Consider the following 15,095-nt stretch of genomic DNA (forward strand, 5'->3'; position numbering starts at 1 on the left):
CTTTTATTTGTGCGTTACATGAAATCGAAAAAATAACGGATCACGTGGAAGAATACTGGCGCTGTATAAGTCAGGCTGTCTACCCTGCTTAAGTAGCTTTTTTTCAAAGCAACGAATTTGTCGTCATCGCCAATTAACAAATCCCGCTTCAGCACGGAGACGGTTAAGCTGCCGAAGAAACCGCTCAAGCTGATCAGCATGCCGGAAAGGAGCCCGAAAGTAGGGTCAAGTGGTGTTAGGTAGGGATAGATCAGATAGGATACCCCTGTGGTGACGAGAAAAGCGCAAGCGAAGCCTTCCCAGGTTAATTGCGGGTTGGCCGTGGGAACTATTTTTCGCTTACCGAAATAGATCGATGCCAGATAATGGACAACATCATTCAACTGCGTCAATACGACTAGGAATAACACAAGCCCCGCCCCATACTGAGGAGTAGCAAATTGAAAATAGGCCAGGTGACTAAGCCCAAAAACCATCAGCATAAGTCCCCATTGGGCTTGGCTGACGCTGCGCAGAAATCCGACCGTTCCTTTGTTGATTAAGCGGGGGAGTGGTAGAAGCAAAAAGATATAGACAGGAATAAAGACAATAAACATCCCGTACCACTCGATATAGATCCAATAGAACTGCAAGGGGATCGACAAGTATGCCCACAGAAACAGTCTGCGGTCAGCTTTTCGCGATTTGATCATGGAGAAATATTCCTTCAGCGCGAAGAAGGTGAGTATCATTAGGGACAGCAGCGAAATGACTGGGTTGAATAGGGTCGCTAAGCAAAAGATGAAGAGCATGCCCCACCAGGTCTTAATACGAAATCCAATGCCGGTATAGTCTTTGTTAGGCTGTATTCTAGCCACCCCATAATAAATTAATTGGATGGCCGATAAGGCTGCGAAAATAAGAATTAACGTTAATAGCGAACGATCCATTTCCAAATCACCAACTTGTCGCAAGGGTAGGATTCCATTAAAGGCATCATATGTTAAAATATAAGGAACTATTGGTTTCACGCTATACTTTATCCTTATATTTTTTGAAGAGTCGAATACCGTCCTAAAGTGGACAGTATATTCGGTTCTTCTTATTATGAAGGAAACCTTCAGACTTGATAAGGGGAAATTTAGAAAATGGAAGCTGATGGAGCAGTCTTTATCTTGCTTACGAATACCGGAACGCTTTTTACGAAGATTATTCAAGGCTACACGAAAGCCCCTTACAATCATGCCTCGATCTCTTTTAATCAGGAACTGTCAGAGCTGTACAGCTTCGGGAGAAAACATCCCAACAACCCCCTGAATGGCGGATTTGTGCGGGAGGACCTCAAGACAGGGACGTTCAGTAAGTATCCGAATACGACTTGCGTCATCTATGAGCTTCAGGCATCAGACCGCGAGATCGAGAAAATGAAGCGGGTTCTGCACATCTTTATCCGCAGTCGCCAAAAGTATCTTTATAATATTCTGGGTGTGATTGGCATCGCACTCAAGGAACCGGTGGAATTCAGCAACTCCTACTTTTGCTCGCAATTCGTTGCGGAAATACTACTGCGGTCCGGCATCAAGTTATGGAACAAGCTGCCAGCGCTCGTAACACCGGAAGATTTTCGGCAAAGCGAGCGGCTGCATTTGATCTACGAAGGGAAATTAAGTGAGTACGAGCCTGAAACCTGAGGGTAAGTGCACGATAAATTATATTTTCACTCAAGAAAAAGGCTGTCCTAAGCAAAGGAAAGCCTTTCTTCAAGATAGACGGTACTTGCAGTGAAAGAGGTCTGCCGTACAGTCGGATGTATTAGACCCTATGTCTCTCCATCCAGGCAGCAGCCCAATCGACAAGCGGCCTCTGTTCCAAAAATCGGATATCCGCATTCCCGATTCGATGTATCTTAATATTTTTTTCCTTCTCGTATTCTTCCCCTAAGGAGACAAAATCGCTGTCGTCCACAGCTTGGGTTTGGTAAGTCACCCATTTGCGAGTACCATCAGCCATGATCGCACTGCTTTCGTTGACCATTTGCTTTGCCGGGAAGTCGGCTCTGGTTTCGGCTAAATGCAGAGATGTATTTTTATCATGGCCGACGCCTATTAACAGTACGTAACCGTTGAGCTGATATAATTTATCCAATGGGGAGCCATCACCAAAGATATTGCTTAAATCATGAGTATTTGTAATATATTCTGCATGCTTGCCTACCGCGGCTATGGATCGTGCAGGGTGATCCGACCTTTTGGCTCCAGGCCATTTGCGAAATATTTCGGCCGCGACGCCCATGCCGATTGCCGGGGTAATTTCTTTATCATAGGCAGGCCAGTGTTCCCGAATAAGGGGCCACCATTCTACAGGTTCTTTCCAGTGCACACCCGTTGAAGGATCGAGATTCTTCCAAGTTTGGGAAGGCATCATCAAGGTTCCTTCTGTTCCAACAATTTCTAGAAGAGACCGGATTAACGTCTCGGCTCCTCCAACGACAAACCCCAGCTTGCTTAGCGAAGCATGAACAAATATACTTTGTCCTTCCATCAGTCCACAGCTTTTAAAGTGACGGACTAGGTCTTCTTTCGTTAAGATGGCTCTTGATTCTTGTATGCCAGTCATATTAACCTCCACCTTTCGGGTCAAATTCCAATTCCAACTAAACCTGCTCAAGAAAGCTGAACATAGAACGTGGTCGATTCACCGATGGTACTTTTGGCGTAAAGCTTGCCCTTATGCTGATCAATAATGGATTTGGCGATGGCTAGACCCAGACCATAACCTCCCTGCTTGCGCGCCCGGGAAGCGTCGGTGCGGTAGAATCGATCAAAGATTCGGGTCAGATGTTCCGCAGCAATGCCCTCGCCGGTATTGGTAACCGCGAGCATAATATCGTTATGCTGCTTTTTGAGCGATAGGGTTACGGAGCCTTTGGAGTTTGTATATTTTACAGCATTATCTACGAGAATCATGACCACTTGCTTGATTTGTTCACTGTTGCCTTGCACCATTAAATCAGGTTCAATGTCATAGTCAAGTGAGACATGCTTCTCAAAGATCACGGCTTCCATCGTTAAAATAATATTCTCAACAGCCTCGCTCATATTGAATTTCGAGAAAACCATGGTTGCTCTGGAATCATCCATTTCAGTCAAGTATAGAAGGTCATTGGTCAGTCTTGCCATTCGTTCTGTCTCCGACTTGATATAGTGCAGCCACTTGGCCTGATTGTGAATCGTGTCTTCTGGATTGGATAAGAGAACATCCGCATTGGTGTTAATGATGGTGAGCGGAGTCTTTAGTTCATGGGAAGCATCAGCAATAAACTGCTTTTGTTTATCAAATGATTCCCTGACCGGCGTAATCGAACGGTTGGCGAAGAACCGGCTAGTGAAGTATAGGATAATCAGCATCACCAATCCAACAACAGCGAAAGTATAGATTAAATTCGTCAGAATATTCTGTTGAGCAGTGATGTCGAGGAAGACAATCATAGCCCCTTCGTTCGTATGCTGTATGTTGAAGATCCACTGGCTCCCGTCCAGTGAGAACTTCCCGTTGTCCTTGTTGATGGCTACCGCTTCCTGTAACGCAGAGGCATAGAACTCATCATCCATATCGAGTTGTGAGATAGTGGCTGTACGAGTCCATGCTTTATCCGTTTGCAGCGTGAATGAAACGGATCGTTCCGGAGGTGGATTCCCGTTATCGTTGTCCATAAACCCATTATCCTTGGTCGGTAACAGGGAAGAACCTTTGGTAGAGCCTTGTCGACCAGAATCACCAGGGGATTGCTGATGAGAATCCATGATTCTGTGAAGATACATATCAATATCACTTTGCACATTTCGGTAAGTAATGACGTAAATGGAGGCGAAGGCGATCAGCATCATCACAGAGATGGTGACCAGGTTAACAATCAGAAATCGATTTCTAAGCTTCGTAAACATCATGTGGTCACCTCTAATACGTATCCTACATTTCTGATCGTGTTAATGCGTACCGTCGAATTCAAGAAGGTCAGTTTTTTTCGCAAAAAAGATATATAAACCTCCACATTGTTATGTTCTGCCTCCGAATCAAAGCCCCATAACTTCTCAATAATCTGCTCTTTGGAAGTTACGGCCTGTTTCCTTAATATCAGAAGCTCCAGCAATTCACATTCCTTTAAGTTCATCTTGATCTCTTTGCCATTGACAGAGAGCTTCGGGTTCGCCGTATTGAGTTCGATATCTCCAAACTTTAAGGCATCATCCGGTATTACCTCTCCTTTACGTCGCAGCGCTGCGCGTATTCTAGCCAATAACAACTCTGATGAAAAGGGCTTGGCGATGTAGTCATCGGCCCCATAATCCAGCCCTGTCACCATATCTGTAATCTCCCCCTTTGCGGTAAGAAGGATTACAGGAGTGGATACTCCTTCTTTACGGAGCGCCTTCAACATGCTGATCCCATCCATTTCAGGCATCATGATGTCGAGGAGCAGTAAATCATATATCCCGCTTAACGCGTAATCCAGTCCCGATCTGCCATCATGAACAGCGTCTACAGAGTAATTATGCTTCTTTAATATTTGAGTTAAGGCTTCCGCAAGATGAAGCTCGTCTTCTACTATTAGTATCCTCATGGGTTTGCCCATCCTCTGCATAGGTTGTGTACTTATTTACTTACTTCATTATATCAAGATTACCTTTAATCAACCTTAATGAAGGTGAATGAAGGCATGTTCAGATCTATATAAATCAAACTTGAAAAATTGAGAATAGGTAAAGGAGGAACGAAGAGGAAGTTTGGAACTGTAGGAGCGGTAGCGTCCGCCTTTGTCTCCGGATTTCATCCGCTAAGAGCGGTATAAATCAAGAAATATGGAGACAACAGCGGCCGGAAGTCCAAACCTTCCTCGTAGTTACGATTGATCCTATTTATAAAAATCTTAAGTTCAGTTTGTATGTTATGCCAATGTAAAAGGATTAACGCAGTGTAAACTCATTTAAGATTCATTAAAGGTTCGGGGACTAAGATACATTCATAAGCAAGCGAGATAACACAAGACATACCTAAACTGAAAGGATCTGAACCCATATGGCTATTGAAGTGTTCAACCGTTATGAGAACAAATACTTGCTCGATAGTGAGTCCTACTACAAATTCTACAACCAACTGCTTGAATATATGGAACTGGACAATTACAACAAACAACATGAGTTTTATTCCATAACTAATATGTATTATGACACCGCACATGATGCTCTGATCCGGAACAGTCTGGCGAAGCCGAAATATAAGGAGAAACTTCGGATTAGAGCTTACGGTATCCCGAATCAAGATACGAGAGTGTATCTGGAAATTAAGAAAAAGGTATTCGGTCTGGTCAACAAAAGAAGAACCTCACTTCAATTAAATGAAGCTTATGACTTTGTCCGTACAGGAGTGGAGCCGGAATTCAAAGATTACATGAATAAGCAGGTCATTGAAGAAATCAAATACTTCCTAACACGGTATGATCTTCAACCCAAGTTGTATCTGTCCTACGATCGGAAAGCACTGTTTAGTAAAGAAAACCGCGATTTGAGAATTACGTTCGACACCAATATAAGATGCAGACGGTATGATCTTAAGCTGGAACAAGGTACTTATGGCGAACTCTTGCTGGAGCCGGGCCAATGGTTGATGGAAGTGAAGGCCGAGAAGACGATTCCGGTATGGTTGGCCAAAATGCTCTCCGAACATCAAATGTACCGTACCAGCTTCTCCAAATATGGCAACGAGTACAAAAAAATGCTGAAGAACAGCAGAATAGAAAGTGAGAGTGCCCTCTATGCTTGATTCCATCTTTTCCGCAGCTTTGACTAGTACGGAATTAACATTTACCAACGCGATTCTAACCATTGTTATATCCATAGCACTAGGCGGAATCATTAGCTATACCTACATGAAGACTAACCCGGCTAGTTATTCGCAAAGCTTCACACTTACGATGGTGCTGCTGCCGGTAATTGTCGCGATCATCATTCTACTGATTGGCAGCAACGTAGCCAGAGCCTTCAGCCTTGCGGGAGCGTTCTCCATCATTCGCTTCAGAAGCGCACCAGGCGACCCGAAGGATATCACATTTGTACTGTTCACCATGGCGTCAGGACTTGCCTGTGGGGTTGGATCATTCGGGTACGCCGTCTTATTCACACTTATCCTGTGCGTACTGATGTTTATCCTTAACCGCACGAAATTTGGCGTAAGAACATCCCTGCAGAAAACACTGAAAGTAACCATCCCGGAGGATCTGGGATATGAGGAAGCCTTTAATGAAGTTTTTGCCAAATACAATGTCGGATACGAGCTTAAAAAGATTAGAACCACCGAGCTTGGCAGTTTATATGAACTGGTCTACGCCGTAACGATTGATGAGCACACGAGCCAGAAGGAATTACTTGATGCCATCCGCTGCCGGAACGGCAATCTGGATCTCTCGCTAACCATGAATCCAACCATGACTGACTATTAAAAATTTGAAGGGATTGATGAGATATGAAAAACTTAATAAAGAGCGGTAAAATAGGGCTGGTGCTGTTGTGTATCGCCGTAATATCGGCCTGCAGCACCAATACAACAGCATCTAATACCACAAGCGCGGTGGCAACATCAGCCATAACAACTACACAAAGCGGGACAACTTCTAATGTACAACTAGCCAGTATCAAGCTGGCGGATCTGGTAACGTTCGACGAGGAGGATTCCACTACAGAGTGGAGCGCCGACAATTCAACAGCTATTGCTCTAAATGGAACAAGTGTTGTTGTTGATGGTTCCGGAGCTACAGCGAAGGATGGATCAGTGACGATTACGGCAGCAGGAACTTATGTCCTCAGCGGAACGCTGAGTGAGGGGCAAGTTGTCGTCGATGTTCAGGATGAGGGAACGGTTCGTTTGGTATTGAATGGAGTAGAGCTTCATGACAGTAACAGCGCCCCAATCTACATTAAAGAAGCGGATAAGACGATCATTACGCTGCAAGAGGGTACGGAGAACAGCGTTACGGATGGACAAACCTATGTGTTCGCCGATGATTCCACCGACGAGCCAAGTGCGGCAATCTTCAGCAAATCGGATCTAACGATCAATGGAACTGGCAAGCTGACGGTTACTGCAAACTATAACGATGGAATATCAAGTAAAGACGATCTGAAAATCATGTCGGGTACGATTGAGGTTCAAGCTGCAGACGATGGCATTGTAGGCAAAGATCTCGTCGCCGTTCAGGACGGGAAGCTTACTATCAACGCTGGAGGAGACGGCATCAAATCAACAAATGACGAGGATACTTCCAAAGGTTTTATTGCCATTGCGGCAGGGACATTTGATATTACAGCCGTAAACGACGGCATTCAAGCGGAGACCTCGGTTGTTATTGACGGCGGTACCTATACGATGGTTACAGGTGGAGGCAATGTGAACGCTGAAGTGAAAGTGGAAGAAGGTCCAGGAGGCATGGGCATGGGTGGAAATAAGACCTCCGAATCCAGCACGGCGACAACGACAACAGATACGACAGCCACAACAGAAACCGAATCAACTAGTACTAAAGGGCTGAAAGCTGGTGGAGATATTACGGTGAATGGGGGCAGCTTTACGATTGATTCCGCCGATGACGCGGTGCATAGTAACAGTAATGTTTCGATAACAGCCGGGGATTTCAAGGTTACTGCTGGCGACGATGGAATTCATGCAGATGCCCTGTTGGCAATCATAGGCGGAACCATTGATATCACCAAGAGCTATGAAGGGATTGAAGGAGGGAGTATCACGATTGCAGGCGGTGAAATCCATGTGGTCGCTTCCGATGACGGTGTTAATGTATCGGGAGGCAACGACCAAACATCCACAGCAGGAACTCAAACACAAGATCAATCTACCAGCTCCGGTAGCAGCATGCTCACCATCAGCGGCGGATATTTAACCGTAGATTCAACAGGCGATGGTTTGGACTCGAATGGATCAATCACAATGACCGGTGGTACCGTGATTGCCAATGGACCTACCAATGATGGCAACGGCACCTTGGATTACGACGGCACCTTCGTGATGAGCGGTGGATTTCTGGTAGCAGCGGGCAGTTCAGGAATGGCTCAAGCGCCTGGTGAAGAATCCAGCCAATTCTCAGTCAGTATGGCTTTTACAGAAACACAGCAGGCTGGAACGATGGTTCATTTGGAAGACAGCAAGGGCAATACTATCCTGACCTTTACACCATCCAAGAATTATCAATCGATAGTGATTAACTCACCGGATCTGAAAGAGGGAGGTTCTTATACTCTCTATACAGGAGGAACATCAACCGGCAGCGTAGCGAATGGATTGTATACGGATGGGGAATATACAGGAGGAACAAAGGTAGTAGCATTTGACATCTCCAGTAGCGTAACCTACTTGAACGAATCAGGAGTAACAACTGGCGGCAATACCATGGGTGGACCTGGTGGCGGTGGTGGTGGTGGTAGAGGAACTAGACCTGAAGGCGGTGCGGGTCAAGGAACTATGCCTGATGGTGAAGGTGGAAGCCCGATGTAATGATAGGGTAAAATAACACAGTAATCAAAGAAGCTGGCGCAGCAAGCGCCAGCTTCTTTGATGGTCATCTATGAGTCGCCGTCATCTTGTGGTTATGCAGGACCAGATCAAGAAACGGGAAGCCTAAAATAGCTCTTCAGCAGCTCATGAACCGCTTCATCCAAGCTGGTGTGAGACCTAGTGATCATCCATTCATCAGGAATAATGAGATAGCTGCCGGAATGGCTTGTTAAATAACTGTAGATGATCTGGGCTTCGTCTAGCTTATGTCGACTGAGTTCTTCCCTAACCTCGCTTACTTGATTCATGAAGTGGTCTGCAATGGCAGATTGTATGTCGACATGCAGCTGCTTCGGGTCAGTGATTCTGGTGTCCAGCTTAGCATGATAGAGGATGACACTGCCCTTGATCAGAATAAGCTTGAGGTTAAACTCATTCATAGGTTCCAGCACAACGATATTCTTGTTCTCCTCAGTGAAGCCGATGACCTTCTCTTTCTGCAGCAGGGAGCTGACTGCTCCGGTATAGTCGCGGTATTTGGCCGCAGTCTCAAAATCATATTTCTCCGCAGCCTGACTCATACGCCACTCTAGATTGCTTAATATGCTCGTATCCGTCCCATGCAGCAGAGCGATAATTCTATCCATAATCTCATTGTATTTCTCCAGAGCCTCCCCGCCTGCGCACATTCCCAGGCATAAGCCAAGAGAGTGGTTAAGGCAGAGCGTATGTGTATTACGGGGGCTGCTGCAAAGGATCTTCTGGTTCTCCTTGATGCCTAGTACAGCTCTTTCCACGGTGCTCCTGCTGGTGTAGGGTCCGAAGTACAGGCTGTGCTCATCATCCTTGGAGTCATAGGTGACTTCAAGCTGCCGGTAAAGTCCAGCCAAACGAACGGCGATGTAGGTGTAGGCCAGCGGATTCTTCATTTTTTTATTGTACATGGGCTTGATCTCTTTAATTAATTGGCATTCCAGCATAAAGGCCTCAAATTCCGTATCCGTGAGAATATAATCGAGATCCTTAATGTTTCTTACCAGCTGTTTCACCTTGGGGGAATGTCCTGTGGAGTTGTAAAAATAAGATTGTACTCTTTTCTTCAACTGCTTGGCCTTACCGACATAAATGATATGCCCCAGACTATCCTTCATCAGATATACGCCGGGCGATAAAGGCAGTTCTGCTACCTTTTCTGCTAGACTCATAGAAATAAGAAACACCTCCGCTGTTCACGTTCGGCTAGTGAATTTAGTATAAACGATGGGTACGCGGAGATAAAGAAGCTGATATAGCGGAGTAATTTAGAAGAGAGGAGTCTACTTCTCTCGCCCAAAAATAAAGCAACCTCAGTCCATCAGACTGAGGTTGCTTTAACTGTTCTACAATCAAATAGTCTCTTGCACTTATGGAAGTATATTGCCTGCTGCAAGGAAGATGGCATACCAATCTTCGCGTGTCAGTTGAACTTCACTTGCTTTGATGCAATCCTGTAAGCGGTCGATATTCATCGTACCGATGACGGGTTGCATATGTGCCGGATGGCGCAACAGCCAAGCGATGGCAATTGTAGTGTTACTCACTTCATATTTGGCGGCGATTTCATCAATCTTCTGGTTCAATTCCGGGAATTTGTCGCTGCCGAGGAATACGCCTTCAAAGAATCCGTATTGGAACGGTGACCAAGGTTGAATCGTGATATCGTTCAGTCTACAATAATCCAGAATGAGGCCATCACGGTTAACGGCGGAGTGATTATCCATATTCACATTAAAGCCTTGTGAGATCATATTGGCGTTGGTGATGCTTAATTGCAGTTGGTTGGCAACAATCGGTTGCTTCACCGATTTCTGCAGCAACTGAATCTGCATTGGAGTCTGATTGGATACGCCGAAGTGTCTTACTTTTCCTGAGCTTTCCAGGATATTAAAAGCTTCTGCTACTTCATCAGGTTCTACCAATGTATCCGGACGATGCAGAAGCAGCACGTCCAAATATTCGGTTTTCAGACGCGCCAGAATATTGTCTACGGACTCTAAGATATGTTCTTTGGAGAAGTCGAACATTCCTTTGCGAATGCCGCATTTGGATTGCAGAATGATCTTTTCACGAATATTGGCATTCATATGGATGGCATCTGCGAATATTTCCTCACAGGCTCCAGCGCCGTATATATCTGCATGGTCGAAGAAATTAGCACCTTCGTCCAACGCCGTTTGAATAAATTGTTCAGCCGCGGCTTTCTCTAGCGAATTAATACGCATACAGCCGACTGCAACGACTGGCACCTCTAATGTGCTGGTACCTAGTTTCATTGTCTTCATGAATAACGTCCTCCTTAGTGATTGGGTAATCCGATTTGAAGATGTAGAAGAGCTCAAGAAAAAGTATAACTGAATAAATACGCTTACGTAAGTGGTGAAATATTATATAGTAAGTGAAAGGAATGTTACTAAGGAATTATATTGCCTTTTTTCAAAACATAAGAATTTATAGGTTTCACGCGATAACTAATCCTTATATTTCTCGAAGAAACGGATTTATGTATAAAGAAAGGGTGAGTGTATGAGGAGAATTATCGTATTTAACAGTATGTCTTTGGATGGTTATTATACAGGTCCAAATGGAGAAATCGATTGGTTTATCCATGACCCTGAGGTCGACCATGCAGCGCATCAGCGGATGAATCCGGACACGATATTATTTGGCAGAGCAACCTATCAGATGTTTGAGAGCTATTGGCCTCAAGTAGCAAGGAATCCCAAGGCTCCCGAAGGAGCACGGCTCATGGCAGAAGAATTGAATCAGATGACTAAGGTGGTATTCTCCACAACGCTGACCGAAGTAACCTGGGAGAATTCCAAGCTGTTGCACGGCAATGTGGTCGAGGAAGTACGAAAGCTAAAGACAGACGAAGGTGCGGATATTACGATATTCGGCAGCGGTACCCTTGTGCAGCAGCTTGCACAGGAAGGTTTGATTGATGAATACTTGCTCCTTGTCATGCCAGTTATTGTGGGAGGGGGAAAGCTGCTTTTTAATGATGTCCCTAAAACAAAGCTTGAACGGTTAGAAACAAGAAGCTTCAAATCAGGAGTAGTCCTGCTTCATTATAGAATTGGACAAGATGCCGGATGAATGTCATTCAGGAGATCATTGGAAGGTTTAAGCTCAATGTCCTGCATATAGCCGAGGTTCCCGAGTCGTTTAGTTCTGAAGTATATAAGCTTACGCTTGTGACCCAAGAAGACGTCTATGTGAAGATCCCTTTTAATAAGGATAAATTATTTCGTGAATATGAGATGCTGGAAAAGTTAACAGGGATTATCCCCGTTCCACAGGTGTTGGATATTTGGGCTGGAGACGAACGAACAGCGGGTGCACTGCTTTTGTCAGCTATTGAGGGTGTGCCTTGCACAGGGGTGGTGGATCAGCAGCTCGCTTATCAAATCGGGGTGTACCATGCCAAGCTGCACAATGTGACTATGCCGGGTTATGGGGTTCACGAAACTGCGGGGTTCAGAATGCTTGAGCCAAATGATTGGAGATTATATATAAAAAGTAATTTTGCCAAGTGGCAGGAACCTTGTAAGGAGATCCTCAAGCCTGAGTTATTTGCGAAATGTGTGGCTCACTTTGCTGGGGTATTTGCGGCTTTACCTGAGCCTGAGCGCCCTTGTGTCGTGCATATGGATTTTCGGCCTGGCAATATATTAATCAACGATAACCAAGTCGTAGGGATTATTGATTACGAGAGTGCACGTGGGGGTTCCTCGGAAATTGATTTTACCAAAATTAATAAATATGTTTGGGAAGTAGACCCGCGCGTGAAGCTGCCCTATCTGCAAGGGTATGAAACCATTCGTCCTCTGCTGGATCTGGAGCGGGTATTACCGTTCTATAGTTTCTATGATGCTTTCTGTGCGGTGGCTTGGTGTAGAAAAAGAGGGCTCGAGCAACATAAAGCGTATCTCCAGGAAAGTATCTCTGTATTGGAGAGGTTGGTGGGTGTTTGAAGGACATTCGTTCAAAGTAGAAAAGGCGATCTTGCCCCGGTTGAACTTGGGGGTGGATCGCCTTTTTACCACTATTCCTCTGAATGCGCGGCTTCGTCCTTCACTTCCTCCCGAAAACCTTTGATGCTCTCCCTACGCCGTTCATTCTTCTCTTCGATTTGGTTACGCTCTTCACTGCTGATTTCAGAAGAGAATTCTTCTAAATAATCCTCAGCTTCATCTAGGTTCCGCAGTGTATGCTGAATACTTTGCTGCAAATGCTCGACATTATCTGCCCGATTATCTGGTTTTGCCATTCGAGTATCGCCTCCTGATAGTTGAAGCGCTGCTTAAGCGCGCTAACCATTAGGTTGGGCGTTAGCAGAGAATATTATGCATGAATGGGGACAGTTCCTTTTATATCGATTGTCAATATGAAAGGACTATGGCAGAATATATGAGAACTAACCATAACGAATGGAGAATTGCTGATGATTGATTTACCCCATTGCCCGAAATGTAACTCAGAATATACTTATGAGGATGGAAGCTTGTTGGTCTGCCCGGAATGTGCCCATGAGTGGACTGCAGGAGCAGATATGGCAACTAGTGAAGATACAAAGATAATCAAGGATGCGAATGGAAATGTCTTAAATGATGGTGACTCTATAACAGTAATCAAAGACCTTAAAGTCAAAGGCACTTCATTAGTTGTCAAAATAGGGACGAAAGTAAAAAACATCCGTTTGATTGATGGAGATCATGACATTGATTGTAAAATTGATGGCTTTGGAGCTATGAAACTGAAATCCGAATTTGTGAAAAAGATATAAGTGAGAGGTCCTCGTGACAGCCCTGGCTTCGAAGAGAAGCTGGGGCTTTTTGTTATCAGGATAGGAAAGAAGTGCTATATCGCAGCCCTAAAATGAGAATAAGTCCCAGAAACACCTATGATATAATTATTGTGGAAAATGGACTTTTTGGGAGGCAGCGGCATGTCGATTCGAAGCAAATTGTTAATCAGTTACATCGTGTTGATTCTATCCTTCGCCTCTGTAGAAGTGTATTTAATTGGACAAATGGAGAATCATAATGCTTCCATTCAGAATATTAAGAATAAGTCATTAAGGGTTGCTTTACTATCCGATCAACTGGTCTTAGATGTAATTCAAGTTCAACAATATCTTACCGACATTAGCGCGACTAGAGGGCTAGATGGCTTGGATGATGGCATTACACAAGCGCAAGGATTTGCAACTGATTTCAATGATAAACTGAAGGAATTAGGAACGCTGGGAGTCGAGCCTACTTTACTTGACTCTTTTAAGACAAGCTTTGACGATTACCATCAATATGGTTTGAAAATGGCACATGCCTATATGGAGGGAGGGCCCAGCTCCGGAAATCTCCTAATGGATGATTTCGATACTACTGCGGTGCAAATTAACGACAAAATCAACGCCTACCGCGACAATTCTCTAAATCAGATTCATGCGGATATGGATGGACTGGATTCTGCCGTACAACGAAGCTCGCACATTGCCTGGATATCGCTCGGGGTGTTAATTCTGATTACGCTTGTCTCAAGTTTCATGCTGTCCAGACCAATTTTTATCCTGATTTCCAGTATCAAAAGGGCATCCGAAAGTGTATTTGAGAATAGTAAACGACTATTCCACTCTTCAGAAAAGTCTGGGGCAGAAGCGGAGCAAATGGAGATCAAGATCACGCAAATTGCGCAAAGCCTCGGAGAACAGACCCTGCAAATCAATAGTATTCTGGATACAACCCAACGCACCACGTCTAATCTGGAAAAAGAAAATGAGTATTTAGATATAACAGCAACTATTGCCGCTGAATCTGCAACCATTGCCAGTATTGGGAAAGACAAGCTCCATGCTGGAGTTCTCTCCTTATTCGAGATGCTGACGCAGATGGAGCAAGCGACCGAAAAGGTACAGAGCTTAGGTCAGCGAACGGATGAAATTGAGCATATTGTGCAGCTGATTAATACCATTTCGGATCAGACTAACATGCTGGCACTGAATGCTGCTATTGAAGCAGCCAGAGCAGGTGAACATGGAAAAGGTTTTGCTGTCGTTGCAGAGAAAGTACGCGAATTATCAGTAGAGACTACTACAGCGACCAAAGATATTGCGAAAGAGGTCAGACAGATTCAAGATGACACTCATTCTGTAATTGCTGTGATGGAGAAGAATCTGCTGCAATTCAATGCAGAGGTTCATTATATCGATGAGAACAATCATACGCTTCAAATGATTCTGCAGAGCGCCAATAATACAGCGCAGCATATTCAAGAGGTGAAGGGAATATTCACTAGCAATAAAGAAAACATGCTTCATGTGGAGTCGATGATCGCCAACATCACCGCTTCCACCGAACAATCCTCAGCCTTTTCGCAGGAGGTTCTGGCGATGGTTATCGAACAAACCGAATCAGCCAAAGAAATATCCAAGCAATCCAAAATGCTGGATCTAGTGGCCCAGGAACTGAAGACCCAGACGCTCAAGGCTTGAGGGTCCAACAAGAAGAACAATGAAGTGA

At 44.7% G+C, this 15,095-nt stretch carries 15 protein-coding genes; 8 read left to right on the forward strand and 7 right to left on the reverse strand.

Features of this window, described 5'->3' with window-relative positions:
• Positions 1 to 14: 14 nt before the first annotated feature.
• Complete coding sequence (locus H1230_RS01650) at positions 15 to 929, reverse strand: phosphatidate cytidylyltransferase (RefSeq protein ID WP_239717013.1); 915 nt, start codon at positions 927 to 929, stop codon at positions 15 to 17.
• Positions 930 to 1,127: 198 nt separating this feature from the next.
• Between H1230_RS01650 and H1230_RS01655 the strand changes: the two genes are divergently transcribed.
• On the forward strand, positions 1,128 to 1,670 hold the full coding sequence (locus tag H1230_RS01655) for a hypothetical protein (RefSeq protein WP_239713931.1): 543 nt from the start codon (positions 1,128 to 1,130) through the stop codon (positions 1,668 to 1,670).
• A gap of 121 nt (positions 1,671 to 1,791) precedes the next feature.
• Here the strand turns inward: H1230_RS01655 and H1230_RS01660 are convergent, their stop codons facing one another.
• The 3 genes from H1230_RS01660 to H1230_RS01670 are packed head-to-tail and all read right to left on the reverse strand — an operon-like array spanning position 1,792 to position 4,600.
• Positions 1,792 to 2,595 (reverse strand): AAC(3) family N-acetyltransferase, encoded by an 804-nt coding sequence (locus tag H1230_RS01660; protein WP_239713932.1) that lies wholly within the window; start codon positions 2,593 to 2,595, stop codon positions 1,792 to 1,794.
• Positions 2,596 to 2,642: 47 nt separating this feature from the next.
• Positions 2,643 to 3,923 carry a sensor histidine kinase gene (locus H1230_RS01665; protein WP_239717015.1) on the reverse strand — a complete coding sequence of 427 codons (1,281 nt, stop codon included), beginning with the start codon at positions 3,921 to 3,923 and terminating at the stop codon, positions 2,643 to 2,645.
• Positions 3,923 to 4,600: a response regulator transcription factor gene (locus H1230_RS01670; RefSeq protein ID WP_239713933.1), complete on the reverse strand. Its 678-nt coding sequence runs from the start codon at positions 4,598 to 4,600 to the stop codon at positions 3,923 to 3,925. Before H1230_RS01670 ends, H1230_RS01665 begins: the two co-directional genes overlap by 1 nt.
• 455 nt (positions 4,601 to 5,055) lie before the next feature.
• Between H1230_RS01670 and H1230_RS01675 the strand changes: the two genes are divergently transcribed.
• From H1230_RS01675 to H1230_RS01685, 3 genes are read left to right on the forward strand one after another with little or no spacing between them, the layout of a single operon-like run.
• Positions 5,056 to 5,799: a polyphosphate polymerase domain-containing protein gene (locus H1230_RS01675; RefSeq protein ID WP_239713934.1), complete on the forward strand. Its 744-nt coding sequence runs from the start codon at positions 5,056 to 5,058 to the stop codon at positions 5,797 to 5,799.
• Positions 5,792 to 6,475 carry a DUF4956 domain-containing protein gene (locus H1230_RS01680; protein WP_239713935.1) on the forward strand — a complete coding sequence of 228 codons (684 nt, stop codon included), beginning with the start codon at positions 5,792 to 5,794 and terminating at the stop codon, positions 6,473 to 6,475. The genes H1230_RS01675 and H1230_RS01680 overlap by 8 nt, the downstream gene beginning before the upstream one ends.
• Before the next feature lie 23 nt (positions 6,476 to 6,498).
• The gene (locus H1230_RS01685; RefSeq protein WP_239713936.1) at positions 6,499 to 8,538 is read left to right on the forward strand and encodes a carbohydrate-binding domain-containing protein; all 2,040 of its coding nucleotides are present in this window, start codon (positions 6,499 to 6,501) and stop codon (positions 8,536 to 8,538) included.
• 107 nt (positions 8,539 to 8,645) lie between these two features.
• Here the strand turns inward: H1230_RS01685 and H1230_RS01690 are convergent, their stop codons facing one another.
• Together H1230_RS01690 and H1230_RS01695 are read right to left on the reverse strand one after the other, a co-directional pair.
• A complete protein-coding gene (locus tag H1230_RS01690; RefSeq protein WP_239713937.1) occupies positions 8,646 to 9,743 on the reverse strand; it encodes a GIY-YIG nuclease family protein in 1,098 nt (365 codons plus the stop codon).
• A gap of 198 nt (positions 9,744 to 9,941) precedes the next feature.
• Positions 9,942 to 10,859 (reverse strand): aldo/keto reductase, encoded by a 918-nt coding sequence (locus tag H1230_RS01695; RefSeq protein ID WP_239713938.1) that lies wholly within the window; start codon positions 10,857 to 10,859, stop codon positions 9,942 to 9,944.
• A 241-nt stretch (positions 10,860 to 11,100) separates the two neighbouring features.
• Between H1230_RS01695 and H1230_RS01700 the strand changes: the two genes are divergently transcribed.
• Both H1230_RS01700 and H1230_RS01705 read left to right on the forward strand, forming a co-directional pair.
• On the forward strand, positions 11,101 to 11,673 hold the full coding sequence (locus H1230_RS01700; RefSeq protein WP_239713939.1) for a dihydrofolate reductase family protein: 573 nt from the start codon (positions 11,101 to 11,103) through the stop codon (positions 11,671 to 11,673).
• Positions 11,670 to 12,551 (forward strand): phosphotransferase family protein, encoded by an 882-nt coding sequence (locus tag H1230_RS01705; protein ID WP_239713940.1) that lies wholly within the window; start codon positions 11,670 to 11,672, stop codon positions 12,549 to 12,551. Before H1230_RS01700 ends, H1230_RS01705 begins: the two co-directional genes overlap by 4 nt.
• A gap of 71 nt (positions 12,552 to 12,622) precedes the next feature.
• Here H1230_RS01705 and tlp read toward each other — a convergent pair whose 3' ends face one another.
• Complete coding sequence (gene tlp, locus H1230_RS01710) at positions 12,623 to 12,847, reverse strand: small acid-soluble spore protein Tlp (protein WP_239713941.1); 225 nt, start codon at positions 12,845 to 12,847, stop codon at positions 12,623 to 12,625.
• Positions 12,848 to 13,021: 174 nt separating this feature from the next.
• Between tlp and H1230_RS01715 the strand changes: the two genes are divergently transcribed.
• Complete coding sequence (locus tag H1230_RS01715; RefSeq protein ID WP_239713942.1) at positions 13,022 to 13,363, forward strand: zinc ribbon domain-containing protein YjdM; 342 nt, start codon at positions 13,022 to 13,024, stop codon at positions 13,361 to 13,363.
• Positions 13,364 to 13,525: 162 nt separating this feature from the next.
• Positions 13,526 to 15,067, forward strand: a complete 1,542-nt coding sequence (locus H1230_RS01720; RefSeq protein WP_239713943.1) for a methyl-accepting chemotaxis protein — start codon at positions 13,526 to 13,528, stop codon at positions 15,065 to 15,067.
• Positions 15,068 to 15,095: the final 28 nt, after the last annotated feature.

Origin of the sequence: Paenibacillus sp. 19GGS1-52, from assembly GCF_022369515.1 — a bacterium.
Lineage (GTDB): Bacteria > Bacillota > Bacilli > Paenibacillales > Paenibacillaceae > Paenibacillus_AQ.